We start from the raw sequence: 25,338 nt of genomic DNA, 5'->3' as shown, positions 1-25,338 counted from the left end.
TGCACCCGCTACGCAGGCATTGCCTTTTCGAGAGCGCCGGTAACATTCTTCGCTCCTGCGACCTGGCGGCTCATGGAAGGAGGCGGTCCGCCGTCCAGCGCTGGCAGGCTAATGACCGCCTGCAGCCCCTTCTGCTTGTTGGTTAAGACGATATCGCCGCCGTGATGGCGGACAATGGTCCGGGCAATGGAAAGGCCGAGACCCACGCCTCCTGTTTCGCGGTTCCGCGAATTCTCCATTCGGAAAAACGGCGTAAAGACCTGCTCTTTGGCGCTGTCTGGAATACCGGGGCCGTCGTCCGAGACGGTGATTTCGACGCTATCCGCTTGCCTTTCCACGCTGACACGCGCGCGCTCGCCATACCGGATGGCATTTTCGACGAGGTTGCGGCACGCGCGGCGCAGTGCGTCTGGCCGGCAGCTATAGCTGATCTTCTGTCCCTCGGAGAAAGCGACGTCATATCCGAGTTCAGCGAGATCGTCGCAGAGACTTTCCACCAGAGCCGAGAGGTCCACGGTCCGCGTGCTTTCGGCGGTTGCATCCTCGCGAGCGAATGCGAGGGTAGCCTCCGTCATCGTCTGGATCTCGGTAATTGTGGAGAGCATTTTCTCCCGGACGTCCTCGTCGGGCACGAATTCCGCACGCAAACGGAGCGAGGTCAGAGGTGTGCGCAGATCATGGCCGATGGCGGCCAGCATTCTGGTGCGGTCGTCGACGAAACGGTGTAGGCGCTCCTGCATACGATTGAATGCCTCGGCGGTACGCCGGATATCGTCGGGGCCGGTTTCCGGCAGCGGTACGACCTCCTGACCACGGCCGAAGGCTTCTGCCGCTACCGCCAGGCGGCGCAATGGTTGCGCGATGCCTCGAGCGGCGAATACCGCAATGATCGACAACGACAACGCGGAGAGGCCGAGTGCCAAGGTGGATTTGGAGGTCCAGAAGCCGTCTTGTGCGGGCTTGGCAAATGCTGTGTTCAGCCATGCGCCGTTTGCCAACTGAACGGCCAAGCCCATGCCGGTGGCATCATCGAGATAAAGAAATTTCGCTGGCCGCGACAGTGGCCAGGCTTCCGGCCTTAGGTCGATCCATTGTGAGGAGGTGGCGCTGCTACTTCTGGCAGTGTTTCGGCCGAAATCCGGTCGCACCTCGGCGGGCACGCTGTGGCCGGGAAAGGTCACGCGCGGCAATGGCTGAGCCAAACGCTCCCATGCTTCCTCTCGCCACGCGGGGGCATCCTTCAGACCGTTGGTCGATATCCAATATCTCGCTGAACTGGTGTTACTGGCATTAAGGATATCGCTCTGCAGCGCTGGAGGCATCGCCTCCAGGACCCGGGCGAGCGAGGCGCACCGGCTCAATATCTCGCCTTTCGCGGCCTTCCGAATCGCCTGCCCGTGCTCATCCCACGAAATGAAGAACACGATTGCTTGTGACAGCACTAAAGACAGCAGCGTGAAACAGATGAAACGGGCTGCAAGACTGCGCGTCCACAAACTCATCATGGCTGCTCGACCTGCGCGGCGAGGCTGTATCCACCGCCCCAGTGAGTCTTGATCAAGGCTGGCACTTTCGGATCGGCCTCGATCTTTTTCCGCAAGCGGCTGACCTGATTGTCAATGCTCCGGTCGAATGGATCGGCATCCCGGCCGACCGTCAGGTCGAGAAGCTGATTGCGGCTGAGTACCAGGCCGGGATGGTCAAGAAATGCACACAACAGGCGGAACTCCGCCGTGCTGAGCGGCACAGCAACGCCGTCGTCGCCCGTCAACTCGCGCCGGTTGACGTCAAAGGTCCATCGATCAAACCGTACAACCTTGGTCGCAAGCCTGCCCTTTTGCGGCGGCAGGCTTTGGACTCGTCGAAGCACCGCTTTGATGCGGGCGAGAAGCTCGCGGGGATTGAATGGTTTGCTCACGTAGTCATCGGCACCTACTTCCAGGCCGACAATTCGATCGGTCTCTTCAGCCATCGCAGTCAACAGGATCACGGGAAGGTCCGTGGTGCTGCGCAGATGGCGGCAGAGGGACAGTCCGTCCTCGCCCGGCATCATGATGTCAAGAACCACCAGGTCCAGAGCACTTCGTTCGAGCAAACGGCGGAGTGCGACAGCGTTCTCCGCAAGGCTGATACGGTAGCCGTGCTGCATCAAGTATTTGCCGACCAGGTCGCGGATATCGCGATGATCATCCACTACGGCGATGTGGGGTGCAGAGTCCATCTAGTTTGCTCCGTCCCGGATCATACGGAAGTCCTGCACCTAACCCATCGAAAAAGTGTAACAGAATGTATCGGCCGCGCATGATCGACCGAAATCAAATGCTTGTGGCTGGCTTCACCAATAGCGTTGCGGCATCGGATCGGGATCGCAGCATCCCGATGCCGATGCCGGCCGATCCGAGCGGGAACCGGCCTCATGTGTGCATGATTCCCCGATCTGGCTGAAACAATTTAGGCTCAAGCTGTCGCAGAAAGTTGTCCCGGTGACCCATCTTTGTCGCAAATTGTCGCAGACCCGTACGACGGTTCAGACTTGATACAACTTAAGAAGCCGCATTGAGCGCACGGTCTTCAAGAGCGGGTGACAGCAGTGGCCATCACTCATGGCCGCACCTGTCGCGAACTATGCAATGCAGCCTTCCTGAGACAGATCGCGACAATTTCCGGCGGTCGTCGGCAAAGTTCTGCGACATCCCGCCCCCATCGTGCGCACGCTCAACGAAGCAGGAGCGTTACATGTACGATGCGATGCACGCCATTTCCCGCGGCGCCGTGCCGGAAATCTCGAAAGGCTCATCGGCCGAGGATGATGACGACTACGCTACATCGAAGGGACTGTTTTTTCGTAGAGCCGCAGTGCGGATAGGTTGGCTGCTCGTCTTCGTGTTGCGGAATACCTCGGCATCGGCCACCCCCCTTGATTTGATGTACTGTGGAGATCGTGCGGCTGTTTCGCGCCTCGTGACGAAGGACGACTGTTTGATGTCCGGGCAGAATCCTAAGTTCGTGTGCAGAGTGCCCGACTTTCCTTCTTGTGGGCCATGTCTTCGTATCGATCAGCGCAAAGCGGACCCAGAGAGCACGGCCGGAGGTTATCACCGCAGAACAGGGAAGATGGCTACACCACTTCTATAGATTGGCTACGCACTATTCACCACACACAGGTCGTTCCTAAATCTGCAAGAAGCGTTCGGACGATCAGGACCACCCGTCGTGCTTAGAATCGGAGTCATCTCGGATACACACGGGATCTTGCGTCCTGAAGCCGAGCAACGGCTGGCCGGCGTGGCCCACATCATCCATGCCGGTGACATCGGCCGCCCCGAAGTCATCCACCGACTCCGCCGGATTGCGCCTGTTATTGCAATCAGGGGGAACGTCGATAAAGGGCCGTGGGCGGAGAATTATCCTGATACGGAGACTGTCAGGCTTGGCGACCAGTCGATCCATATCCTTCATGACATCCAGGACCTGCAGCTCGATCCGGCGGCGTGCGGGATCAACGTGGTTATTTCCGGCCATTCGCATCGGCCGCTGATTAAGACGACGGGCGGGGTGCTTTATCTTAATCCTGGAAGTGCTGGACCACGCCGTTTCAATCTGCCAATCACGCTGGCGACGTTGGATCTGACTGCAAGAGGCCCCAAGGCACTACTACATCATCTTACCGGTGCTGGATAAGTGCAGGCAGGCGGGAGTCGGCGCTTTCCTCTGCGCCTTGAGTGAACGGGACGAGCTCGTCCAGCCAAATCGGGATTTGCAGGATCGGCCGCCAACATCGCGCGCATAGCTCGACCTCCGTCCATCGACGGTCGAGTGCTCTGCAACACGGCTCACGAGTGCTGTGACGACCACAAACTCTTGAAGATCGTCGCTGGCCGAACGATAATCTGCCTGTCGGACGGCGCGTCGCTCCGTAGTCGCGCGTGGATGCTGGAGGCATCCGGTAGCGGTCTTAATCTCCGCACACTCTTCATTTCCCGATCTCATGCGGCTGCTGCGCCTCAGCCCTGTCCGGATGCAAAAGCTCGTTGGGATGTTGCAGCTTGGCACGCCGGCCGCAGCGTCGGCAGCCTCCATTCAGTGACCGTCGGGGCCACTGGCCCCCGTCGGTCCCGACACTCCGGAGCGAGCAGGGATCGAGAAGTCAACCCATTGGTCGAAGGAGGGATATGCTATGAGAGCATCGCCAAACTATTCGCGCCGTCGCTTCCTTCATGACGGCACGGCCGGGGTAGCAGCAACCGTCGTCGCCACGACGACGTCCGTTCGAGCCGCCACTGAGGCGAGCATGCAACCGCCACCGACGGCGACGGCGCCGCGAATTCTGCGCAAGCCACCGCTGCCTGAACTGGAGCGCGTCGCCAAATCCTACAACTTGAATCTCAGCCGCGACGATCTGGCGTCGTTCCGCAATCTTATGGACGGTGTGCTCGCGTCGTACCGTCGCCTGGACCAGTTCGCGGAGCCGACGTTGACAGTGAAGTACCCGCGAGACGCGGGGTTCCGTCCACGCGCCTCGGACAATCGGCTCAACGCTTGGTACTGGAGGTGCTCGATCAAGGGCGCAACGTCGGGACCTCTGGCCGGCAAGAAAATCGCCATCAAAGACAATGTGTGCGTCGCCGGCATCCCGATGATGAACGGTTCCAACGTGCTGGAAGGCTACGTCCCCGATGTGGACGCGACCATTGTGACCCGCATCCTCGATGCCGGTGGGGAGATCGTAGGCAAGGCGGTGTGCGAGCATCTTTGCTTCTCGGGGGGTAGCCACACCTCCGACACCGGGCCCGTGCTCAATCCGCACGATCCGGAGCGATCTGCCGGCGGCTCCTCGAGTGGCAGCGCGGCGCTTGTTGTCGCTGGCGAATGCGACATGGCCATCGGGGGCGACCAGGGCGGGTCGATCCGAATTCCCAGCTCTTTCTGCGGAGCAGTTGGCCACAAGCCCACCCACGGGCTTGTACCTTACACAGGCGTCTTCCCGATTGAATTGACACTCGATCATACCGGGCCCATTGCCCGCACCGCCGGCGATGCCGCCCAGCTTCTCGAGGTGCTCGCCGGGGCCGATGGCCTCGACCCGCGCCAACCGGCGGGGCTACGCACGGAAGCGTATACCAAACAGCTCACCGGACACGCCCGCGGTCTACGGATCGGGATAGTCAAAGAGGGGTTTGGCTGGCCCAATTCGGAGTCCGATGTCGATTCCATGGTCCGCGAGGCGGCGCAGCGCCTGACCCGAGCGGGGGCAACCGTGACCGAGCTATCGATCCCTCTCCACCGCGACGGCATCCATATCTGGAACGCCATTGCCGTCGAGGGCGCCACGATGCTGATGGTCGCCGGCAACAGCATGGGAACCAATTGGAAGGGGCACTACACAACTTCCCTTCTGGACTTCTACGGCCGGAGCCGGCGGGTGCGCGCCAACGACCTTTCGGAGACGGTCAAGCTTGTCATCCTGCTCGGCCAATACATGCAGGACAACTACCAGGGACGCTACTACGCCAAGGCCCAAAACCTCGCGCGCGTGCTCCGCGCCGCCTATGACGAGGCGCTCAGCGGCGTCGATCTCCTGCTCATGCCGACACTACCCTTGAAAGCTACGCTGCTCCCAGCCGCTGACGCGAGCCGCGAAGACTACGTTGCGCGGGCACTCGAAATGATTTCCAACACTTGCCCGTTCGACGTCACTGGCCATCCGGCCGCCACCGTTCCGGCTGGCATGTCTGCTGGGCTCCCCGTCGGCATGATGCTGATCGGACGCCACTGGGAGGACGGCACCGTCTTGCGTGCCGCTGACGCCTTCCAGGTCGTCGGGTAGACGCCAGTAACGAATTGCCGACTGAGGTGCCACCAGCGTCCCTGGTCCGGGAAAAAGGAGGCCCGCGAGATGTCTGACGCGAGCCTCTGCCGTTTCGCCATGTTTTTGCGATCCGGTCCGCCGCCGAGTATCATGCTTGTCGCCAGCGACAGGTTATGGCTCGCGATTGTTTCATGTCAGGCAGATGTTAGACACAGCCTTGCCACCCATCCCCGTTGGCCCGTCGTCCAGGCCTAGGGATCGATGAGGACTCCAGGGTTGAGCATGCCCTGCGGATCGAGTTCTCTTTTTGCTGCGCGAAGCGCGGCGGCGAAGAGCTCCGGGCGCTGACGATCGTACCAAGGCCGATGATCACGGCCAACAGCGTGATGATGCGTGATCGTACCCCCCGCCTCAATCAGCGCATTGCTGGCGGCATTCTTGATTGCCTGCCACTGTTCCAGAAGAGCGCCGTGGCGGCCGAGTGCGTGGAAGGAAAAATACGGTGCTGGTCCGTCGGGATAGACATGGGTGAAGCGGCATGTGACTTCGCCCTTTACGCCCGTCGCCTGGAGAATCGCACGCTCCGTCGCCGCCTTCACTTTATCGTGGAAGGCTTCGAAGCGATCCCAGGTGATGGCGGTCTCGAAGGTGTCGTTGATAATGCCGGCCGGCGTCAGAAACTCGCGCGCATAGGGCATACGAATGAATGCATTGCGCCAGATTCCTGCCGCCCCTTCGAGATGTGCATCGCCGGCCTTTGCCGCCTCCGGTGTCCCGCCATGGTCGGCGCAGCATTCGAGCGCGCGGGCCATCCAGGCATCCACCGAATGGTCGCCGGATTCAAAGCCGAGCACCATGATCGCGACGCTGCCGTCGGCTGCCCCGGTGTTGAATGCCTCCTGCGCGTCAAGGATGCGGCAGTTGGATGGATAGAGGCCGGCCTGTGCGATCGCGCGCAACGCGCGGGCCGCAGTGAAGAACGAGTCGAAACGAACCGATGCGCCGGCACGGAATTTCGGGCGTGGCTGCAATCGCATCCAGGCGCGCGAGATCACCCCGAGCGTTCCTTCCGACCCAATGAACATGCGGTCGGGACTTGGTCCGGCCCCCGATCCGGGCAGGCGACGTGTTTCCATCGTGCCGCGCGGCGTCACGACGCGCAGGCTTTCAACGAAATCGTCGATGTGCGTGTAGAGACTGGCAAAATGACCGCCCGACCGCGTTGCGATCCAGCCGCCAAGAGTTGAATATTCGAAACTCTGCGGAAAATGGCGCAACGTGACGCCGTGCGGCTTGAGCTGGTTCTCCAGAGATGGACCAAAGGCGCCACCTTCGATCAGCGCGGCGCGCGATATCTGATCGACCTCGACGACCTTGCCGAGATTGCGCAGGTCGAGTGTGACCGCCGCTTTATACCTGATACCGTCAACGCGCGGCTCGACGCCACCGCAGACGCTCGAGCCGCCTCCGAACGGCGTAAGCGACGCGCCGACACCACCGGCCCAATCCATGACAGCGGCAATTTCCGCTTCGTTCCGGGGATAGGCGACCACGTCGGGCGCGCTGTCGTATTCGCCGAGCATGGCTCGGACGTAGTCCGGATAGGCTTTGCCGTAGGCGTGCGCGACGCGATCGTATCGTTCGCTGGTGCAAAATGCGGCAAGCGAGGCCGGCGGCACCACGCGCGGCGCGCGCAATGTCAGGTCATCGAGACGCGGAACGACCTTTGTCTCAAATGCATCGCGCGCAAATTTGGCGCGATAGCGGCCGAGCACAAAGGCCTGCTCCTCGGCCGTCATGCCCTCGTCTTCGCGGCCCCAGCCGTAATGTTTCAGTCTTGCGCCGCTCACGGCCTCCTCCTGTTTTTCTCTGTTCGTCATCTTCGAGATAGCGCCATACTGGCTTCTACTTCGGTGAACGCGTAAAAGGCACAAAGCGCACGAGGGCCACGGTGCGCGTTGTCGTCTTGTCAGGGGCGATTTTTTCGACGACCGTGAGCTGCTGCGAAGTGTACGCCGCCCCCACCGGCATGACGAGCCGGCCGCCTACCTTAAGCTGCTCAATCAGCGGCGGCGGCACCTCGCCAAGTGCTGCGGTCACGACGATGGCGTCAAACGGACCGCATTCTGGCCAGCCGGCATAGCCATCGCCCAGCCTGACGCTCACATTGTCATACGCGAGATCGCGGAGTGTTCTCGCAGCAGTCTCGGCCAAAGCCGGGATGATCTCGATGGTGCAGACCTTGCGCGCCAGGTGCGCCAGGATGGCGGCCTGATAGCCCGAACCCGTTCCGACTTCGAGCACGACATGATCCGTCGCGACCTCGGCCAACTCCGTCATCAAGGCCACGATGAACGGTTGCGACATGGTCTGGCCATGCCCGATCGAAACCGGTGCGTCCGCGTATGCGATGGAGCAAGACCGCTCAGAGGTGAACAGATGGCGTTTCGTTCGTCCCAGCGCATCGAGCACCCTTTCCGACAGCCCGTCCGGGCCCAGCGCGTTGACGCGAGACCGGGCGTAGGCGCGGATGGCTTCGACCATGGCGGCACGTTCGCGAACGCATTCCGCGTCCTGTGCGGCCACTTCCCGCCCGCCCGCGACCATGGACAGCACGAGTGCCAGTAAGGTCCTCATCATCATGCGGTCGGCCATACAATGCGAAAGCACCGTCACCATCTGCGCAACACAGAGGACTGCCTTCGGCCTGCGACGGCGCCGATCAAGCCTACTGTTGTCGGGGCTGCAACCGCATCGGCGCCCGCGCTTGCGCCCTCACTTCCATTGGCGCAAGCGCCGAGGCCGGCTTACGCGCCGGGTTGGCAACCGGCAGCGGCGGCGCAACTGACGTCCTGCGCAGATTCTGCTCTGAAACGTTTGCAATCGCCCGCGCCGTTTGCTCCTGGCTCTCCTTGAGCTCCTTGAGCTGCTCGGCATTCCCGGCATTCTCGCGGGCCAATGCTTCCTGGCCAGCCTTGAGCTGATCGATCTCGTCTCGCACGGTTGCGAGATCGCGCGCCATCGTCTGAAGCAACTGTGTCGTCTCGGAAGGACTCGCTGCCGCCTCCACTGGTACGGTCTGAGCCGGAGGTGGCAGTTGCGAAATTGCCGCATCCGCTGCAGCTAACTGAACAGCCGGCGGGCTCGGGTCGGCGCCGAGCTTCGGCGTTTCCGACGGCTGCGACCAGGCCGGAGCCAGTTGCGGTGCCAACCGCGAGATGATCGGTCTCGCCGTCTCGCCATAGGAGTGCCAGGCGAAAGCCGCGGTGCAGATGCCCGCCGTCAGCAGCAGACCGATGAAGCCGCGTAGCGCCGGTCTGCCACGGGACGATCGACGCAATAGTTTCTTCCGTGCGTCGTCGTTCTCCAACTTGGAAATCTGCTCATTGACGCGCGCGAGCTGTTCATCCGCAAGAGCGATCTGTTCATAGGCATGCGCCAGCCGTTCGTCGGCGCGCGCGACCAGCTCCATGTCTTGCGTAGACAATCCCGGACTAGCATCGCGTGAATCGGTTGGACTGATATTCGCCGAGGAATGCATGAATGCCTCCTGCCAGTTTGCCGTCAACTGAACGGGCGATCGTCGGATTGTAGACACTCCCCACCGCCGTTTTGACCAAAGCAAGGCTGGAGAATGGAAAGTATAGGGCCGATTTTGGGCAAAGGCCTACAGGCAGCGCTTGGCTTGCCGTTCAGCCGACGGATACGCCCGCCTTTGCCCGGCTTAGTCCAAGTGCCAGAATGCGGTGCAGCAGGTCCGGGTAGTCGAGGCCGTCATGCCGAGCCGCTGTCGCGAACTCCTGGCTCTTCGCGATTTCGGGGTTGGGGTTCGCCTCAATGAAATACGGAATGCCGTCGGCAGAAAGACGAAAGTCGATGCGCGCGTATCCATCGAGCCCCAGCGTTCGGTAGATGCGTTTCGCTGTTCCCTGGATACGGGCGGATACTTCCGGCGTAAGGTTCTCGGCCGGCCCATCCACAATTCCGACGCGTTCCTGATAACTCGGATCGTGTTTGACCTTTTCGGTGGCTATGTGTCGTGCACTCGGGCCGCCCATGGTACCGAATTTCAATTCCCAAACCGGGAGCGCTCGCAGCCGATTGTTGCCGAGCATGCCGACATAGAGCTCACGTCCCTCGATATATTGCTCGGCGATGGCGGCTGTTCCGACCTGCTCATGGACGAAGGCAACGCGCTCTGCGAGCTGCTCGTCCGTATCGACGATGGATGCCTGCGAGATACCCCGGGATCCATCCTCGCTCAGACTCTTGACGATCAGCGGCAGCGCAAGACGCGCCGGCCGCTTGACCTTGCGACGCATCGGGAACACGCCGAAAGTCGGCACCGCGATCCGGCGATAATGCACCAGCGTCTTGGACAGATCCTTGCCGCGCGCCAGGATCAGGCCACGCGGGTTGCACCCGGTGTACGGGATTCGCATCAGCTCGAGATAGGTTGGGATGTGCTGGTCATAGACCGGCTCATGGTGAAACTGCTCAAGCAAGTTGAATACCACATGCGGCTTGAAGCCTTCGATGGCCTCGCGCACCGGCTTGATTTCCTCCTGCACGCCGAGCGGGCGAACTTCATGGCCGGCCGTGCGCAAGGTGCTCACGACGTCGTACTCTGTCTTCCATTCATTGATTTGCCGCGCGGTGTATCCCTCGGTCGAATCCGGGGGCACGAAGTCCGGATGCATAAGCACCAGAATGCGCAGGCGTCTCATAGCGCGATCCATTTGCGCCGCGACGGGCCAAACAGCGCGTGCATAGTCTTGGCGGTTAACAGGACGGTGAAGTCGATCAAAAGCTTCCGTTCGGAGCCGACGGCACGCAGATCGAGCTCGCGGCAGCGGGAGATCATGTCGTCAAGCACAGCATCAAGCGTAAGCTGGTTCTCGCCCGTCCACCGCGCAACCAGCCGCCTAATCTGGGCGCGGTGCCGCCTGATGAAAGCCGAAGCCGGTTGGTTGCGGCGGTGCCGCGGATCGGCGGAAAACAGCCGGGAGAGGTCGCGGTCGTAAGTCTTCGGCGGCTTGAAGGCGTAGAACGCCTGCTTTTTTTGGTAGTGGTCGCCAAGCGTTTCGCTGAGCTCATGCAGCGGATCGACACGCTCCCGCGTCATGACCGGCGGCCGCTTCCCGGCGATTTCCTCCATCAGTTCGTCGACATATTCGAGCTTCTTCAGCGCCGGCCAACCGGCATAGCGCGTTCGCCAGTTCGAACGCGGCCGCAGCCACACCGCGAAGGTTTCGGCGAAATCCTCGTCCGGATGGCTCTGCGCGTACCAGAGCCGAAGGTGTTGGACATAGCGCCGGCTGGCCGGATTAGGCCGGTAGTAGCGCGGGTAGTGTTTCGAGGACGGACCGAACAGTTGCTGCCAGCGCCGACGGCGGTGCAACTGGTAGGCGTGCTGCACGGCATGGCCTGCCTCATGACGGAGAATGGCCATGCACTCGGACCAGGTGCCGCCCTCGACGTCGAGCATCATTTTCTTCTCGATCTTCATCAGGCGGGGATGGGTGAGATAGAATGGAATGGCGATGCCCGGCACATGTGCCGGACTAAACCATTCGCTCGATATCCATGCGTGTGGCCGCAGCCGGATGCCCCGCCCTTCGAGCTCTTCATAGAGAGCGCTGAGACAATCCTCGAGCCAGGTGTCTTCGACCGCAACCCTCAAGCTACTGAGGCGTAGCTTGAGTAACTGCTCATCCGACAGCTTTTCCCAGGCATATTTCCGGCGTGGCATAGGCTTCCAGAAGTCAGAACCCGATGCCTGGATGGTGTCATAGGATGCTGCCGGCAACAACCCGCCGAGCCTTCGCGGCGCGCCATGTTCGGCGATCCGCGTCGGCTCCGCTGGGCGTTTCCGTTGGGGGCCAGGTAGCGAATCGCTCGAGGCAGACGTATCAATTCAATTTTAACGGACTGTCGGCGACGACGCGGAGGTCGATCCTGCCGATCAGGTCCGAACGGAGCATCTCAGCGGCGCTGATCGCATCCGTGGTCTGCCGCAGCGTACTGACGTTCGATCCGAGCGAGACGATTCCGCCGAGCACCAGCGCGATCGATCCGAGCGCGGCGGTCTGACCGGCCGCGAACACGCCGAGCATCGTCACCAACAGCAGCGCGATGCCGCCGGCGATCGCCGCCTTGGAAGCCATGATGATCTTCCGGCACCGCTCGGCGGCCTCGGCAAGCGCCTCAAGCCGCTCCTCGATCTGCGCAATCTCGTCGGCAGGATCGTTCTCAGTCATCGAATCCAAGATCGAGCACCCATCTGTCGTTTGCCTCCACCCAACGACCGGACGAGCGGGCGGATGGTGGAACTGCGAAGCAGATGGATGCTACTGGCCCGTCGTCGGCAGCACAACGGATGCCGGTCGCCGGATCTTCGTCAGCCGAACTTTCAGCTCGACTTGCGGCCGAGGAAGGCCGGAATGTCCAGTACTTTTTCCTCGATCGGATTGCGCACGGGCGAAGCGCGGCCAAAGGAATCGAGACCCTGCGGAGACGCCTGCCGCGCATGTTCCGCGGTCGCCGCCCGTCCTTCGGCGTGGCGCGCCGGCGGGATCAGCGACGGCGGGCTGGCAAATTGCGCCGGCGATGCACTGCGCTCGGCGATCCTTCGCCGGTCGTGGCTCAGCCTGCCGGCGAGGTCCGTGAGCAGATTTTCCGCGGCCTGCGTCTGGCCTGTCACCTCGAGATTATCGATCCCGGTCGCCACCACCGAGACGCGGACGACACCTTCGAGGTCCGCGTCGAAAGTTGCACCGACGATGATATTGGCGTCGGGATCGGCCTCGTCGCGGATGCGGGTAGCCGCTTCGTCAACCTCAAACAGCGTCAGGTCCCGGCCACCGGTAATCGAGACGATGAGGCCGCTGGCGCGCTTGATCGAGGGGTTCTCGATCAGCGGATTGGAAATCGCGGCGATCGCGGCGTTGAGCACGCGCTTGTCGCCGGACGCCTCGCCCCTGCCCATCATGGCCTTGCCCTTTTCGCGCATCACCGAGAGCACGTCGGCGAAATCGAGATTGATCAGACCTTCCTTGACGATCAGATCGCTGATGCAGGCGACGCCCGAATACAGCACCTGATCGGCCATCGCGAAGGCATCGGCGAAGGTGGTCTTCTCGTTGGCGACCCTGAACAGGTTCTGGTTCGGGATGATCAGCAGCGTATCCACGGCCTTCAGCAGTTCCGCGATGCCGGCTTCGGCATAACGCATGCGGCGTTGGCCCTCGAACTGGAACGGCTTGGTGACGACGCCGATGGTGAGGATGCCGAGATCGCGTGCTACCTTGGCGATGACGGGCGCTGCACCTGTGCCGGTGCCGCCGCCCATGCCGGCGGTGATGAACACCATGTGCGCGCCGGTCAGATGATCGCGGATTTCGTCGATGGTCTCTTCCGCCGCGGCGCGCCCCACATTGGGCTGTGCGCCGGCGCCGAGGCCGCCGGTCACCTGCGTGCCCATCTGGATGACACGATTGGCCTTCGAACTGGTCAGCGCCTGTGCGTCGGTATTGGCGACGATGAACTCGACGCCTTCAAGCCCGGAGTCGATCATATTGTTGACGGCATTGCCGCCGGCACCGCCCACCCCGAATACGATGATGCGCGCCCTCAGCTCGCGAATATCGGTGCCAGTCATTCTTGCCCCACGGTTGCTCCGCTCAACCGCGGAATGAGAGAAAAGCGATGCTACCCACCAGCAGCCTTGCGGTCTGCTTCCACCAAGCTTGCAGCCAGATGCCCTACCCGGCGCGCTGAATGTCCGTGATTCTCGGTCGAACTACCAGTTCGGAGAGCAGTCCGCAGCGCTGCCACCTCGCCCTCAAGTCGCGCGGCTGCCGCCCTGGCGGCTGTGGTCTCGGCAGCCGCCTGCAGGAGCTCAGCCATCAGGCGATCGGCGCGCTCGCGTTCGTACTCGAAATCGGCGCGATGGCCGGCTGCTCTGGCCTCTAGCTGAGCGACCTCAGCCTGCAGCGTCACGATGAGCGCCCTCAACTGAGCGGCCTCGCCCACCCGGTGACCAGCCGGTGGCTGTGGCGTATGCCTGACTTCAGCGAGATCAACGCTCACCAGGGCTTTCCCATCATCGGAAAGCGAGCGCGGCAAATGGAGCCGCCTGGCAAGTGCGCGGGCGGCCGCTGCCGAGATGTTCAGACGGGCGCCCAGGGCTGCATAGGTCAGAATCTCAACGGACATCGGCTGTTCTCCTCGAACGAACCGCGCTGGAATCGTCTGATGATGACCGGATAGTGACGCAAGGCTAAGGGTGTATGGTTAACAAGTGGTTAACGACCGACATTCGGCGGCCTTTACGCGCCCCGCTCCCTCTGCCACCGCAGGATTTGTCAAAACCGCCCGCCGTCGGACGGGAAAAGCTGGTGTGGGATCAACAGGTTGCGGTATAATCCGGCATCGCGGCTGAGGCGCGATAGCCATGGACGACGAACAGCTCGCTGACCTGCACAAATTCCTGGCCGAGTACCACCGCAAGCTCGCCAAGGAAGCGGTGCTCGACGTCGTGCAACAATACCACTCCGATCTGGCACAGCGGCTCGCCGACGAGGCCGCGCTGATCCCGCGGCGAAGGGCAATCGCGCAGCGGCTGCGCGAGGGTGAGCAGCGCCTGAAAGACGATGGAAAGTAAGCTGCATCTGCCGCGCAAGCCGTAATCCATCAAAAGTGACCGCAATGATTGGCGGATTACGCCGCCGCTAACCCGTGCCTTCTGGGCCTCCCCTGATCGTTTCGCGAACCGCAGAGGAAGGCTATCATCGCGCGGCACTACGCGATGGGGGCGGATGATCCGAAGGAGCCGTCATGAACCAGCCGCAGCCAGTCAAGGACGCCAGTCAGCTTTACGAAGTCGAGCGTCGTGCGCAGCACGCCGCGCGCCCCGGCTTTCGCATTATGGAGTTGCAGCTCTCTGCAACCCAGACGGTGCCGTGGCACAGCCACACCAATATCTCGGATACTTTTTACGTTCTCGAAGGCCAGATGCGGCTGTTCCTGCAGGATCCGAAAGAGGAAGTGAATTTGAAGCCCGGCGAAGTCCATGTCGTCAAACCCGGGCGACCGCATCTGGTGACCAACGCTGGCACCAAGTCGCTCACCTTCCTGGTTCTCCAAGGGGTCGGCGAATACGATTTCGTTCCTCTCCTGCCGGGTTAGCTTCGTCGGATGGAGAAAGTTGGGAGCGGCCAGGCTGACGCAACCATTAGTGCGCGGATCACGGCCGCCACACTTTGTACAAAGACCTGATCAAAAATCGCGGGCAAACAAAGAATGAGCGGGCTGGGCCGTCCTGCATGGATCAAATCCATCAAACCAGAGGAGACAGCCATGGCAACACAGGTAAAGCCGGTTCCCGAGGGATATCACACCGTCACGCCTTATCTCGTCGTCGATGGGGCGGAACAGATCATTCGGTTCATGAAAGAAGCCTTCGGAGCCCAGCCGGTATTTGAACCGATGATGCGGCCCGACGGCAAGGTCATGCATGCGGAGTTCAAGATCGGAAACTCCATCGTGATGATTTCCGACGCCTCGGAGCGCGCGCAACCGACATCCACCATGCTGTATCTCTACGTACCCGACGTCGACGCGGTTTATCAAAAGGCGCTGAAGGCCGGCGGCACGTCGGTGATGGAGCCTTCAGACATGTTCTATGGCGACCGCAGCGGCGGCGTGACGGACCCGGCCGGCAACCGTTGGCACATCGGTACCCATATCGAGGACGTATCGCCGGCTGAACTCAAGAAGCGCGCGGCCGAGTTCATGAAGCAGCAGCACAAGGCGGCGTAGCCGGCTTGTAGGGTGGACAAAGCGAAGCGTGCCCACCATCCAGATATCCGGCGGCAATGGTGGGCACGCTTCGCTTTGCCCACCTACGGCACCTGTCACAACGGCAAATTGTCGTGCTTCTTCGCCGGCATCTCGACCTTCTTGTCCCTCAGCATCGCCAGCGCCCGCGCGATCCGCTTCCTTGTCGAATGCGGCATGATGACGTCGTCGATGTAGCCGCGCTCGGCGGCGATGAAGGGGGACAGGAAGCGGTCCTCGTATTCCTTGGTGCGCTTGGCGATGGCCTCGGGATCGTTCATGTCGGCGCGGAAGATGATTTCCACGGCGCCCTTGGCGCCCATCACGGCGATCTGTGCGGTCGGCCAGGCGTAGTTCATGTCGGCGCCGATCTCCTTTGACGCCATCACGTCGAACGCGCCGCCATAGGCCTTGCGGGTGATGACGGTGACGAGCGGCACCGTGCATTGCGAGTACGCAAACAACAATTTCGCACCATGCTTGATCAGGCCGCCATATTCCTGCGCGGTGCCCGGCAGGAAGCCCGGCACGTCGACAAACGTCACGATCGGGATGTTGAAGGCGTCGCAGAAGCGGACGAAGCGCGCCGCCTTGCGCGAGGCGTCGCTATCGAGCACGCCGGCCAGCACCATCGGCTGGTTGGCGACGAAGCCGACCGTGCGCCCCGCAATGCGGCCGAAGCCGGTGACGATGTTTTTCGCGAACGCCTCCGAGATTTCGAAGAAGTCGCCCTCGTCCACGACCTTCAGGATCAACTCCTTCATGTCATAGGGCTTGTTCGGATTGTCCGGGATCAGCGTGTCCAGCGACATGTCGACGCGTTCGAAGTCGTCAAAGCTCGGCCATTCCGGCACGCCGTCGGTGTTGTTGGACGGCAGGAAATCGATCAGCCGGCGCATCTGCAGCAGCGCCTCGACATCGTTCTCGAACGCGCCGTCCGCAATCGAGGAGCGCGTGGCGTGCACTGAGGCGCCGCCGAGCTCTTCCGCGGTCACCACCTCGTTGGTGACGGTCTTCACCACGTCGGGACCGGTGACGAACATGTAGCTGGTGTTCTTCACCATGAAGATGAAGTCGGTCATCGCCGGCGAATAGACGTCGCCGCCGGCGCACGGGCCCATGATGACGGAGATCTGCGGGATGACGCCCGATGCGATGACGTTGCGGCGGAATACGTAGGAATATCCGGCGAGCGCGGCGACGCCCTCCTGGATGCGCGCGCCGCCGGCGTCATAGAGGCCGATGATCGGCGCCCTCGCCTTCATCGCCATGTCCTGCAGTTTTGTGATCTTCAGCGCGTGGGTCTCGGACAGCGAGCCGCCGAACACGGTAAAGTCCTTGGCGAACACAAAAGTCTTGCGGCCGTTGACGGTGCCCCAGCCGGTGACGACGCCGTCGCCCGGCACCTTGGTCTTTTCCATGCCGAATTCGATCGAGCGGTGCTCTACGAACATGTCGAATTCCTCAAACGAGCCCTTGTCGAGCAACAGCTCGATGCGCTCCCGCGCGGTCAATTTTCCGCGAGCGTGCTGCGCCTCTATGCGCTTCTCGCCGCCGCCCAGTTTGGCGCCGGCGCGCCGTGCCTCGAGGGTGTCCAGGATATCCTTCATGCTGCTCCCGCCCGTCTTTGGGTAACGATTTGAAGGCGTTCTAACACGACCTTTTCCGGACAGGAAACACCCCTTGCGGCCTCTGGTACCACCGTCGGGCGCGCCCTATATGCGCATCCTGACTGTGGGGAGCAGAATGACCGATATCGCAAGCGCCGACACCTCGGGCGCCGTGACAGGGGGTGTGCGAACGGTGCTGCGGCTGGAAGGATTAGCGCTCTTTATCGGGATGACGCTGCTCTATTATATCTGGGACGGCGACTGGTGGGTGTATGCGCTGCTCTTCTTCGTGCCGGACTTGAGCTTTGCCGCCTATCTGAGCGGGCCGCGGTTCGGTGCCATGATCTACAACGCGGCCCACAGCTACCTCGCGCCGATGGCGATGATGACCACCGGGTTTGCTACCGCCTCGCCGCTCGTTCTCTCGATCGCGATGATCTGGCTGGCCCATATCGGTTTCGATCGCGCGCTCGCCTACGGCCTGAAATATACAACCGGCTTCGGCTTCACCCATATGGGCCGGATCGGCAAGCCTTCGAATTGACAGCCGATCTGCAGCTTGATGCCGGGCGGCGCTGTAACCTGAACCCGTTTGCGACTTTGGCGTTGATGGCCATACCGAAATGGAGACATCAACATGTCCAGATCTAATCTCAGCCGAACGGCATTGCTGCTGGCATCGCTCAGCCTGCCCGCCGGCGCGGCGCTGGCCGCACCCGCCTCGCCCTTCATCGCCATGGCTGGCACGTGGTCCGGCGGCGGCGTGCTCAGCACCAGTGACGGACAACAGGAGCAATTGCGCTGCCGCGCATCATATGACGTTGCCGGAAGCGGCGAACAGCTCCGGCTCAACCTGAGGTGCGCGAGCCCGAGCTACAATTTCGACCTTTCAAGCGAGGTCCAATACCGGGGCGGCGCGATTTCGGGCTCGTGGAGCGAGGCCAGCCGCAACGCTTCCGGCACGCTTTCCGGACGCGCCACCGGCGATCATGTCGAGGCTGCGGCCAGAGGCGACAACTTTTCGGCCCATCTGTCGCTGACGACCCGTGGCGGCAAGCAGACGGTGTCGATCCAGCCCCAGGGCGCCAACATCACGGCAGTCTCGCTGGCGCTAAACCGGCGCTAGGCACAGGTTAGTTAGATCGCCACGATATCGGCGAGGCATTGCTGCACGACCGTCATGCGTGCAGCGATCTGGTCTTGATTCTTGCAGTCCATGTTCATGGCGAAGACGGTCTGCTGGCTGCCCTTCTCGGCCCAGCCGACCATCCAGCCCAGTGACGGCTTGCCTTGCTCGGCGCCCAACAGCCCGCTCTTCGCGCGGATGGTAGCGTCGCCGACTTTGGTCACGGGAAGGATGTCGCGCGTCAATTCCTGGCTGCGCTTGGATACTGGCAGCACGCCGCGCCGCAGCCGGTCGAGGAAATCGATCTGCTGAATCGGATCGATGCGCAAGGCGCCCGTCAGCCAGAACTGATCGATGCCGCCGCCGATGTCGCGGTTGCCGTACTCGAACAGCTCGAGATATTTCTGCATCCGCTCCGGCCCGATGCGCCGCGCGATTTCCTGATAGACCGGCACCGCTGATGCTGCGATCGCCGAACGCAGCGTGTGGTCCTTGTTCCAGGCCTCGATGCTGCGCGTAACGCCGTCCCACTTGAAGACGTCCTTGTCGGGGTCCTCGACCACGCCGGTCTCGAGCGCGATGACCGAGTTCGGAATCTTGAAGGTCGAGGCCGGCAGCCTGCCCTCGCCCGAGCGAACTTTGTCGCTGGCGATGATCAGGTAGTCGTCGACCTTGTAGGCCACGAAGGTGCCGACGGTGCCGAGATCGAAAAACCGCTTGGAAAGATCGTCGCGAAACTCGCTGCGCTGATAGGAGACGTTGGCAAGGGCACGCGCGGGTACCAACGGGATCGCGGCAATGAGACCGAGTGCATGACGACGACTGATCACGAGAGCATCCGGGCTGGTTGAGGAATGCGGAAAACGATGCGGATGGCATCGTGGAAAAACTATGACACAGAAGCAACCGGGCTAGCGGATCCGTCCCGACAACCGCAGCACGAAGATCAGCACTTCGGCGACCGCCTTATAGAGCTCCGGCGGAATTTCGTCGCCGATTTCGACATGGGACAACGCGCCCGCCAGCACTTCGTTCTCCTCGATCGGAATGTCGTGGGCCCTGGCGAGCTCGACGATCCTGGCACCGATTGTACCCTTGCCCTTGGCGACGACGCGCGGCGCGCCGGTCTTGTCATAGTGCAGCGCGACCGCGAGCTTGCTCCTGGTGTCGACGCTCATAGGGCACGGTCCAGGAAATGCCCGGCGCGGGCGGCGGGCGCGGCCTGCGGCGGGGCGCCGTCGCGGATCACGATATCGCCGGGCTGCAATTCGGCGCGGCTGAGCGCCTGGGTAAGCTGCGACGTGCCGGCGCGCAACTGCTCGGCCGTCGCGGGGCGCTCTGCCCAGATCCGCACCGAGGTCTTGTCGCCGGAGAGCGATATGAGTGCGTGAACCGGACCGGCCGGCTCGACGTCGAGCGAAAACCGCGCCCGCCACACCCGCTTTGCCGCCTCGACCTCTTCGTGGCCGCCGTCGCGCGAGATCTCGAATTGCGCCATCGCCGTGCCCTGCGGCGTTGCAAAGGGAATTTCGAAATGCCATCGCGGCGCCGTCGCGTCGGTTTTCGCCGACGTATCCATACGGTCAGGTAAGGAGGCCACCTGCAGCAGCGTCTGCCGCGCAATCGCGGCATCGGTATCGTCGAGCAGATGATGCGCGGTCGCCTCGAGCGGCGCCTGTGGCTGAAGCGTCGGCGCGGCGATTGGCTGTGCGGACGGCAGCGCGCCGCGGACCGGCGGCGGTGGCGTGTTGGTGTGGAGGGTCGCCTCGCCGCCCACATCTCGCAGCACAGCGGCCGTTGCCCGTGCCGGTACACCCAGTTGATGCAGCGCTTCCTGCAGCAGGTTCAGCGTCGCGCCGGGGGAAGCTTCGGCGCCCGGAGCTACAAGCGAGCTTCGGGCCTGGGTCGATAGCGCGAGATTGCCTGCGGAGGGCAATCGCGTTTGCGGCAGCAACGTCTCCTGACCGTCGAGGTTGGGCGACAAAGGCGGCGCAGGGTTCGTCGTGGCGGCCGGTGGCGACGCGCTGTGTTGCGCCCCGGCTGGCGTCGCCGGCGCAGTTGCCGAATTGAGACCCAGTGCCGACTGCAGCGTCTGGCGCAGCACGATCAGTGCCGCCTTCAGATCGGGAACGCCGTTCGGCGGCACCGAACCCGACGCGAGCGACGCCTCGAGGAAGATTCCGGACTTCTGAAACGCCATCCTGATGTCGGCGCCGTCGAGGTTCTGGTCGAGACTGGTCTGTTGCGCCAGCACCTGCGCGATCGCCTCTTGCAGTTTCGGCGGCAGATTGCCGGAGGAGACCGCGGCGTCGAGATTGGCAAACAACGGCGCCAGGCTGTCCTGTTCGCCCGCTGCTGCTTGGGCGGCTGCGGAGACGGCGGCGCGCTCCAGCGGCGTCAGCAGGTTCTTCGGCGAGATGATGGTCGGACGACCGACGGCGGCATCGGCCAGCGCATCGGGTGACAGGATAACGGCGTCGGCCGCGGTGCCACCCTGCTCGACCACGGCGAGGCGGATACCATCCTTGGTCTGCGATACTGCAAGCTGCAGGTTCTGGCCCTGTTGCAGCGGAATTTCCGTGGCCACGTCGATCGAGAGGCTGGCGATTGCAATCCGCACGAGATCGGCGGACAGCACTTTCAGAACCTGGGCATTGACCACGCTTCCCGGCTGCAGCACCAGCTCGGGCGCAGTGCCGCCAGCCTCTTGGACTGGTAGCACCGGCAGAACGGCATTGATCGAAATCGCCATAGGTTGAGGTCTCGGCCAAGGTGCGAAGGCTACCCTAGCGCCGTAAACCTCTCCTTAACCGGCAGCGGGCGTTTGGGGCTTCAGGGCATCCAAAATCGTCACCGCGGCCCGGAAATCGATGAATCGGGCTGCGCGGCGGGCCGCGACCTCCTCGTCGACGCCCCATTTCTCAACGTTCCAGTCATCGTCGACATGGGCCGCCGCCCAAACCTCGTCGGAATCGAGGGCGCCGCGCAGCAACGCCAATGCCAATAGCGCGGAGCCTGTCACCGTCGTCACCACATGCAGCGCCGCCAGGGACCAGGGATCCGCCGGAAACACGCGACGGGCGGCTTTGATCGCCTGCTCCGGCTGGGTCACATGCACGATTCCCTCGGACAGGATGAAATGGGCGCCCAGTTCGCTGGCAGCCCAGGCCAGTACCGGATCCCAATACGCGGCCTCGCGGGCGACCAGCGCCTCGGGATGGCCGGCGCGGTAGAACAGCAGATCAGAGCCGAGATATTTTTCGACATCATCGGCCACCGCATCGACGCGGTCGACGACTTCACCCACCGAATTGGCAAAGCGCGTCAGCGGCATCGTCAGGGGATCGATCGTCTCGGCTTGCGCGTTCCATTCAGCGGCGATCTGCTCGGCAATGGCGCTGGTCGGCGCGACGACCGGGCGGCCGGAAGGCGTGCGGATCGGCTTGCCGTCCAGCGTCACGGAGAACCCGCCATCGGCCGGCGCGACGCCAGCCTCCTTGTAGAAGCGCTTGCGCTGGGGCGCGCGGGTGGCGCGGCGCACCGCCTCCTGCGGGTCAAGCGGCGAATGTCCGGCGACGTCATCGAATAGTTCGCGCATAAGGTTTCCGGCAGTCGGTGATTATCTAGGCCTGACAATACGATATCGGCAGGTGCAAATAAAGCTGATGAGCAGGTTACGGCAACGCGTCGCCGCCTCGGTTCCATTCGCCGTCATTTCGAGGCGCGCGTAACGCGAGCCTGGAATCCATCTCTCCTCACTGCTTTTGATAGATCAGCTTTCCGGCGCGGATCGTGTACGCCACTTTGGCGAGGTTGGTGACATCGGCGAGCGGATCGCCGTCGAGCACCACGAGATCGGCGTCGAATTCCTTCTCGATCCGCCCCTTCTTCGCCGACTTGAAATACTTCGCCGGATTCGTCGTCAGCGAGGCCAGCACCTGCCGTTCCGACAGCGCCCGCCGCATCAGTTCGTATTCGAGCGTGGTGTCATACTGGTTGGTAAAGCCGACATCGGTGCCGAACAGGACCGGACCGCCATTGTCGGAGAACGCCTTGACCTGAGCGACAGTCGTGGCGACGAGACGCGTCGCTATCTCGGGCGCAACGGGAAGCTTTGCAAACAACGATAGCGTCGGAACCAGGGCAATGCCCTGCTGCTTGAATCGCGCAAGCTGCTCGGGCGAATAGGGCGGCTCCCCGGCCACGGTGTGAGCCATGATATCCACGCCGGCCGCGATCACGGCCTCCACACCCGCCATGTTTTGCGGATGGGCGAATGCCGGCTTGCCTGCGGCATGGGCGACCTCAACCGCCGCCTTGGCGATGGCCGGATCCATGTTCACGACCGGCTTGCCGGTGCCCTTGAAGGAGCCGGTGAACAGTTTCAGGCCATCGAGACCGAAGCCCATATACATGCGCGTCAGTTGCGCGGCTTCTTCCGGCGTGGAAGCTTCCGGCAGCTTTATCTCCGCGGGCAAGTAGGCGGGATGGCCGTCCCTGGGGAAGATGTTGCCCGCCGTATGAATATCCGGGCCTGGCACCTCGCCGGCGTTAACCCGGCGGCGCAGCGCCAGAGTATCTCTTCCGTCCGAACCAAGATCCCAGACGGTGGTGAAGCCCCAGCGTGTCAGCATTGCCTGCATGTGCTCGGTCAGCGGTGCCGCCGGCGCGCTGCCGGCATTTCTCCACACGCCTTCCGCGAAATGGACGTGGCTGTTCCAGAAGCCGGCGACGATGGTCTTGCCGGTGCAATCGATGACTTGTGCATCGGAGGGAATCTGGACCTCGCCTTCGCGTCCAACGGCCGTGATGAGGCCGGCTGAGGTTACAATGACGGCGTTGGAAATCGGCGTTGCGTCAGGTGAGGCATAGACGCTGCCTCCCTTGAGGACCAGCGTCTGGGCTTCCGCGACCGCGCTCGGCGGGACAGCAAGAACACAGGAGAGAAGTGCGGCACCGAGCCAATGGCGGGTCATGAGCAAAGCCTTTTACAAGACAACTGCGTGCCGCAAGCTACAGCAACTGTACGGCGCTGCTTTGATCGATATTGCTGCACGGCAGGCTATAGACGCCGCACCACCCCTACTCCTCCGGTGCATTCTCGATCGGGTCGAACCTGTCGAACTCAAGCCCAAGCAGATTCCAGGATTGCAGCATATGCGGCGGCAATGGCGCACTCACGTCGATCACGCCGCCGCGTGGATGCGGGATCACGAGCCGCCGCGCGAGCAGATGCAGCCGGTTCTGCAGGCCGCCCGGCAGATCCCAGTTCTCCTTGTTGAAGTATTTGGGATCGCCGATGATGGCGTGGTTGATATGCGCCATGTGAGCGCGCAGTTGATGGGTACGCCCGGTGACCGGCTTCAGTGACACCCAGGCGAGCTTCTGCGCGGAGGTCTCGACCACGGCGTAGTACGTCACCGCGTGGCTGGCGCCCTCGTCACCATGCTTGGCGATCCGCATGATGCTGTCTTCTTCGCTCTCCTCCTTGGCCAAATAGGTCGAGATGCGGCCCTGCTTCGGCTTCGGCACGCCGGCCACCAGCGCCCAATAGATTTTTCGCGCCGAGCGGTGGCGGAACGAGCCGGTCAGTGCGGTTGCGGCAAAGCGCGTCTTGGCGACCAAGAGGCAGCCCGAGGTCTCGCGATCCAACCGGTGCACCAGCCGCGGTTTCTGCCCCTTGGCGTCGCGCATCACTTCCAGCATGGAATCGACGTTGCGCGTGATGCCGGAGCCGCCCTGCACGGCAAGCCCCGCGGGCTTGTTGAGCACCAGGACGTCGGCATCTTCGTAAAGCGTCATCTCCCTCAGCGCCTGCAGCGTCTTGGCGGCCGCCTCCGATAGTTGCCCCGTGCCTTTCGGCGCATCGAGCCGCAACGGCGGAATGCGCACGCTCTGGCCTTCTTCCAGCCTGTCCTTGCTGTCGGCCCGCTTGCCGTTGACGCGCAGCTCGCCCTTCCGGACGATGCGCTGGATGTGGGAGAACGACAGGCCCGGAAAGCGCGCCTCGAGGAAGCGATCGACGCGCATGTTGTTTTCGTCGGCGGTCACGACGACGGTCTGAACCTTGATCGGCAACGGCACTTCGGCCTCGATCTTCTCGGGCCCCGCGACCATGGAAGCAGGCTTTTTCTCCCGGCGCGGTTCGGCAAAACGCGCGGGCTTGCCACCGGGACGGTTGCCCTGCAACCGGTCGCCGGGCTGCTTGGAGCGAAAAGGAGTAGCGCCTTTCGGGCGGTCGCCCGGCGAGCGCGACTTGGCTAGCGGTTTTCGGTCGCGGCGGCTCATCTGATCCTGGCTCCAAAGGTGAGCTTTTCGGTAGCGCAAATGCAGCGAATCGTCACGGCAAAATCGGCACAAAGACCCGGGTCGGACATGTTAGCCGAATTCGGGAGAACCGGTTCCGGGGCTCCGATCATTAGGCGCGATCGACCGACAGGAATGCTTGACTTCAGATTTTATACTATCTACTATAAAAACTGTAGTAAACGGGAGTTTTCTGATGCGGACTGCATCTTACGTTGCCCGTTCAACCGGCCTCCGCAGTTTTTGGCTTGGCTTTGCCGCCTACCTGCTTCCCTCCTTTCCGATCGCTTACGTCTGGCACCTCGTCCTGTTCGAGCAGAAATATCACGCACTCCAGATCTATCGCGATGAGCCGGTGATCGCCTTCGGACTGGCTTCGATGATCATCCAGGGCGCGATCTTCTCGTGGTTGTTCCCCCGCGTATTCGCACAAGGCAGCGGCTCCTTCCTGAAGGACGGGCTTCTGTATGGTCTTGGCGCAGGCCTGCTGTCGTGGTCGTTCACCACGCTGGCGGTCGCAGCCAAGAACGTCATGGTTTCCGTGCCGGATTATGTGCTGCTCGAAACCGCATTCACGATCCTGCAATTCGCCGTCGTGGGGCCGTTGATCGCCCTCGCCTACCGGCGATGACATGGAGCAACCTACG

24 protein-coding genes and 1 pseudogene are annotated in these 25,338 nt (G+C 62.5%); 8 read left to right on the top strand and 17 right to left on the bottom strand.

The window, feature by feature from the left end:
- Positions 1–8 precede the first annotated feature (8 nt).
- On the bottom strand, positions 9–1,505 hold the full coding sequence (locus HCN50_RS23365) for a sensor histidine kinase (protein WP_171712246.1): 1,497 nt from the start codon (positions 1,503–1,505) through the stop codon (positions 9–11).
- Entirely contained in the window at positions 1,502–2,221 is a 720-nt protein-coding gene (locus HCN50_RS23360; RefSeq protein WP_171712244.1) for a response regulator, read from the bottom strand. Before HCN50_RS23360 ends, HCN50_RS23365 begins: the two co-directional genes overlap by 4 nt.
- 992 nt (positions 2,222–3,213) lie before the next feature.
- Here HCN50_RS23360 and HCN50_RS23355 point away from each other — a divergent pair.
- Both HCN50_RS23355 and HCN50_RS23350 read left to right on the top strand, forming a co-directional pair.
- Positions 3,214–3,681, top strand: coding sequence for a metallophosphoesterase family protein (locus HCN50_RS23355; protein ID WP_171712242.1), 468 nt, complete (start codon positions 3,214–3,216; stop codon positions 3,679–3,681).
- A 610-nt stretch (positions 3,682–4,291) separates the two neighbouring features.
- Positions 4,292–5,827, top strand: coding sequence for an amidase (locus HCN50_RS23350; protein ID WP_171712592.1), 1,536 nt, complete (start codon positions 4,292–4,294; stop codon positions 5,825–5,827).
- 233 nt (positions 5,828–6,060) lie between these two features.
- Here HCN50_RS23350 and HCN50_RS23345 read toward each other — a convergent pair whose 3' ends face one another.
- The 8 genes and pseudogenes from HCN50_RS23345 to HCN50_RS23310 all read right to left on the bottom strand — a co-directional run bounded on the left by HCN50_RS23345 (position 6,061) and on the right by HCN50_RS23310 (position 14,026).
- Positions 6,061–7,689: an FAD-binding oxidoreductase gene (locus HCN50_RS23345; RefSeq protein WP_210265065.1), complete on the bottom strand. Its 1,629-nt coding sequence runs from the start codon at positions 7,687–7,689 to the stop codon at positions 6,061–6,063.
- Positions 7,690–7,714: 25 nt separating this feature from the next.
- Positions 7,715–8,464, bottom strand: a complete 750-nt coding sequence (locus HCN50_RS23340; protein ID WP_235977179.1) for a protein-L-isoaspartate(D-aspartate) O-methyltransferase — start codon at positions 8,462–8,464, stop codon at positions 7,715–7,717.
- A gap of 73 nt (positions 8,465–8,537) precedes the next feature.
- Positions 8,538–9,350, bottom strand: coding sequence for an AAA family ATPase (locus tag HCN50_RS23335; protein ID WP_171712241.1), 813 nt, complete (start codon positions 9,348–9,350; stop codon positions 8,538–8,540).
- Between the two features lie 151 nt (positions 9,351–9,501).
- The gene (locus HCN50_RS23330; RefSeq protein WP_171712239.1) at positions 9,502–10,536 is read right to left on the bottom strand and encodes a D-alanine--D-alanine ligase family protein; all 1,035 of its coding nucleotides are present in this window, start codon (positions 10,534–10,536) and stop codon (positions 9,502–9,504) included.
- Positions 10,533–11,561, bottom strand: coding sequence for a putative zinc-binding metallopeptidase (locus HCN50_RS23325; protein ID WP_171712237.1), 1,029 nt, complete (start codon positions 11,559–11,561; stop codon positions 10,533–10,535). Before HCN50_RS23325 ends, HCN50_RS23330 begins: the two co-directional genes overlap by 4 nt.
- A gap of 160 nt (positions 11,562–11,721) precedes the next feature.
- A complete protein-coding gene (locus HCN50_RS23320) occupies positions 11,722–12,069 on the bottom strand; it encodes a hypothetical protein (protein ID WP_171712589.1) in 348 nt (115 codons plus the stop codon).
- 448 nt (positions 12,070–12,517) lie between these two features.
- Positions 12,518–13,469, bottom strand: a pseudogene (gene ftsZ / locus HCN50_RS23315) (cell division protein FtsZ); the annotation flags it as partial.
- A 50-nt stretch (positions 13,470–13,519) separates the two neighbouring features.
- A complete protein-coding gene (locus HCN50_RS23310) occupies positions 13,520–14,026 on the bottom strand; it encodes a hypothetical protein (protein ID WP_171712234.1) in 507 nt (168 codons plus the stop codon).
- A 238-nt stretch (positions 14,027–14,264) separates the two neighbouring features.
- Here HCN50_RS23310 and HCN50_RS23305 point away from each other — a divergent pair, with 238 nt between their 5' ends.
- From HCN50_RS23305 to HCN50_RS23295, 3 genes are all read left to right on the top strand, one after another.
- Positions 14,265–14,474, top strand: a complete 210-nt coding sequence (locus tag HCN50_RS23305; protein ID WP_171712232.1) for a hypothetical protein — start codon at positions 14,265–14,267, stop codon at positions 14,472–14,474.
- A gap of 173 nt (positions 14,475–14,647) precedes the next feature.
- Entirely contained in the window at positions 14,648–14,998 is a 351-nt protein-coding gene (locus tag HCN50_RS23300) for a cupin domain-containing protein (RefSeq protein ID WP_171712230.1), read from the top strand.
- Between the two features lie 171 nt (positions 14,999–15,169).
- Positions 15,170–15,631 (top strand): VOC family protein, encoded by a 462-nt coding sequence (locus tag HCN50_RS23295; RefSeq protein ID WP_171712228.1) that lies wholly within the window; start codon positions 15,170–15,172, stop codon positions 15,629–15,631.
- Between the two features lie 95 nt (positions 15,632–15,726).
- Here HCN50_RS23295 and HCN50_RS23290 read toward each other — a convergent pair whose 3' ends face one another.
- On the bottom strand, positions 15,727–17,259 hold the full coding sequence (locus HCN50_RS23290) for an acyl-CoA carboxylase subunit beta (protein ID WP_171712225.1): 1,533 nt from the start codon (positions 17,257–17,259) through the stop codon (positions 15,727–15,729).
- Between the two features lie 136 nt (positions 17,260–17,395).
- Here HCN50_RS23290 and HCN50_RS23285 point away from each other — a divergent pair, with 136 nt between their 5' ends.
- Both HCN50_RS23285 and HCN50_RS23280 read left to right on the top strand, forming a co-directional pair.
- Complete coding sequence (locus tag HCN50_RS23285; protein ID WP_171712223.1) at positions 17,396–17,803, top strand: DUF4260 domain-containing protein; 408 nt, start codon at positions 17,396–17,398, stop codon at positions 17,801–17,803.
- Positions 17,804–17,896: 93 nt separating this feature from the next.
- Positions 17,897–18,385 (top strand): hypothetical protein, encoded by a 489-nt coding sequence (locus tag HCN50_RS23280; protein WP_171712221.1) that lies wholly within the window; start codon positions 17,897–17,899, stop codon positions 18,383–18,385.
- A gap of 11 nt (positions 18,386–18,396) precedes the next feature.
- Here the strand turns inward: HCN50_RS23280 and blaOXA are convergent, their stop codons facing one another.
- The 6 genes from blaOXA to HCN50_RS23250 all read right to left on the bottom strand — a co-directional run bounded on the left by blaOXA (position 18,397) and on the right by HCN50_RS23250 (position 24,673).
- The gene (gene blaOXA, locus HCN50_RS23275; protein ID WP_171712219.1) at positions 18,397–19,215 is read right to left on the bottom strand and encodes a class D beta-lactamase; all 819 of its coding nucleotides are present in this window, start codon (positions 19,213–19,215) and stop codon (positions 18,397–18,399) included.
- Positions 19,216–19,296: 81 nt separating this feature from the next.
- Positions 19,297–19,563 carry an EscU/YscU/HrcU family type III secretion system export apparatus switch protein gene (locus HCN50_RS23270; protein ID WP_171712217.1) on the bottom strand — a complete coding sequence of 89 codons (267 nt, stop codon included), beginning with the start codon at positions 19,561–19,563 and terminating at the stop codon, positions 19,297–19,299.
- A complete protein-coding gene (gene fliK, locus HCN50_RS23265) occupies positions 19,560–21,137 on the bottom strand; it encodes a flagellar hook-length control protein FliK (RefSeq protein ID WP_171712215.1) in 1,578 nt (525 codons plus the stop codon). The genes HCN50_RS23270 and fliK overlap by 4 nt, the downstream gene beginning before the upstream one ends.
- Positions 21,138–21,191: 54 nt before the next feature.
- Complete coding sequence (locus HCN50_RS23260) at positions 21,192–21,983, bottom strand: ATP12 family chaperone protein (protein ID WP_171712214.1); 792 nt, start codon at positions 21,981–21,983, stop codon at positions 21,192–21,194.
- 157 nt (positions 21,984–22,140) lie between these two features.
- Entirely contained in the window at positions 22,141–23,361 is a 1,221-nt protein-coding gene (locus tag HCN50_RS23255; protein WP_171712212.1) for an amidohydrolase family protein, read from the bottom strand.
- A gap of 106 nt (positions 23,362–23,467) precedes the next feature.
- Positions 23,468–24,673, bottom strand: coding sequence for an RluA family pseudouridine synthase (locus tag HCN50_RS23250; protein WP_171712210.1), 1,206 nt, complete (start codon positions 24,671–24,673; stop codon positions 23,468–23,470).
- 214 nt (positions 24,674–24,887) lie between these two features.
- Between HCN50_RS23250 and HCN50_RS23245 the strand changes: the two genes are divergently transcribed.
- On the top strand, positions 24,888–25,322 hold the full coding sequence (locus HCN50_RS23245; RefSeq protein WP_171712208.1) for a hypothetical protein: 435 nt from the start codon (positions 24,888–24,890) through the stop codon (positions 25,320–25,322).
- Positions 25,323–25,338: the final 16 nt, after the last annotated feature.

This window comes from Bradyrhizobium archetypum (assembly GCF_013114835.1).
GTDB classification, from domain to species: Bacteria; Pseudomonadota; Alphaproteobacteria; order Rhizobiales; family Xanthobacteraceae; genus Bradyrhizobium; species Bradyrhizobium archetypum.
Note: the sequence above shows the minus strand (reverse complement) of the source record. Positions and strands in the feature narration are given on the sequence as shown.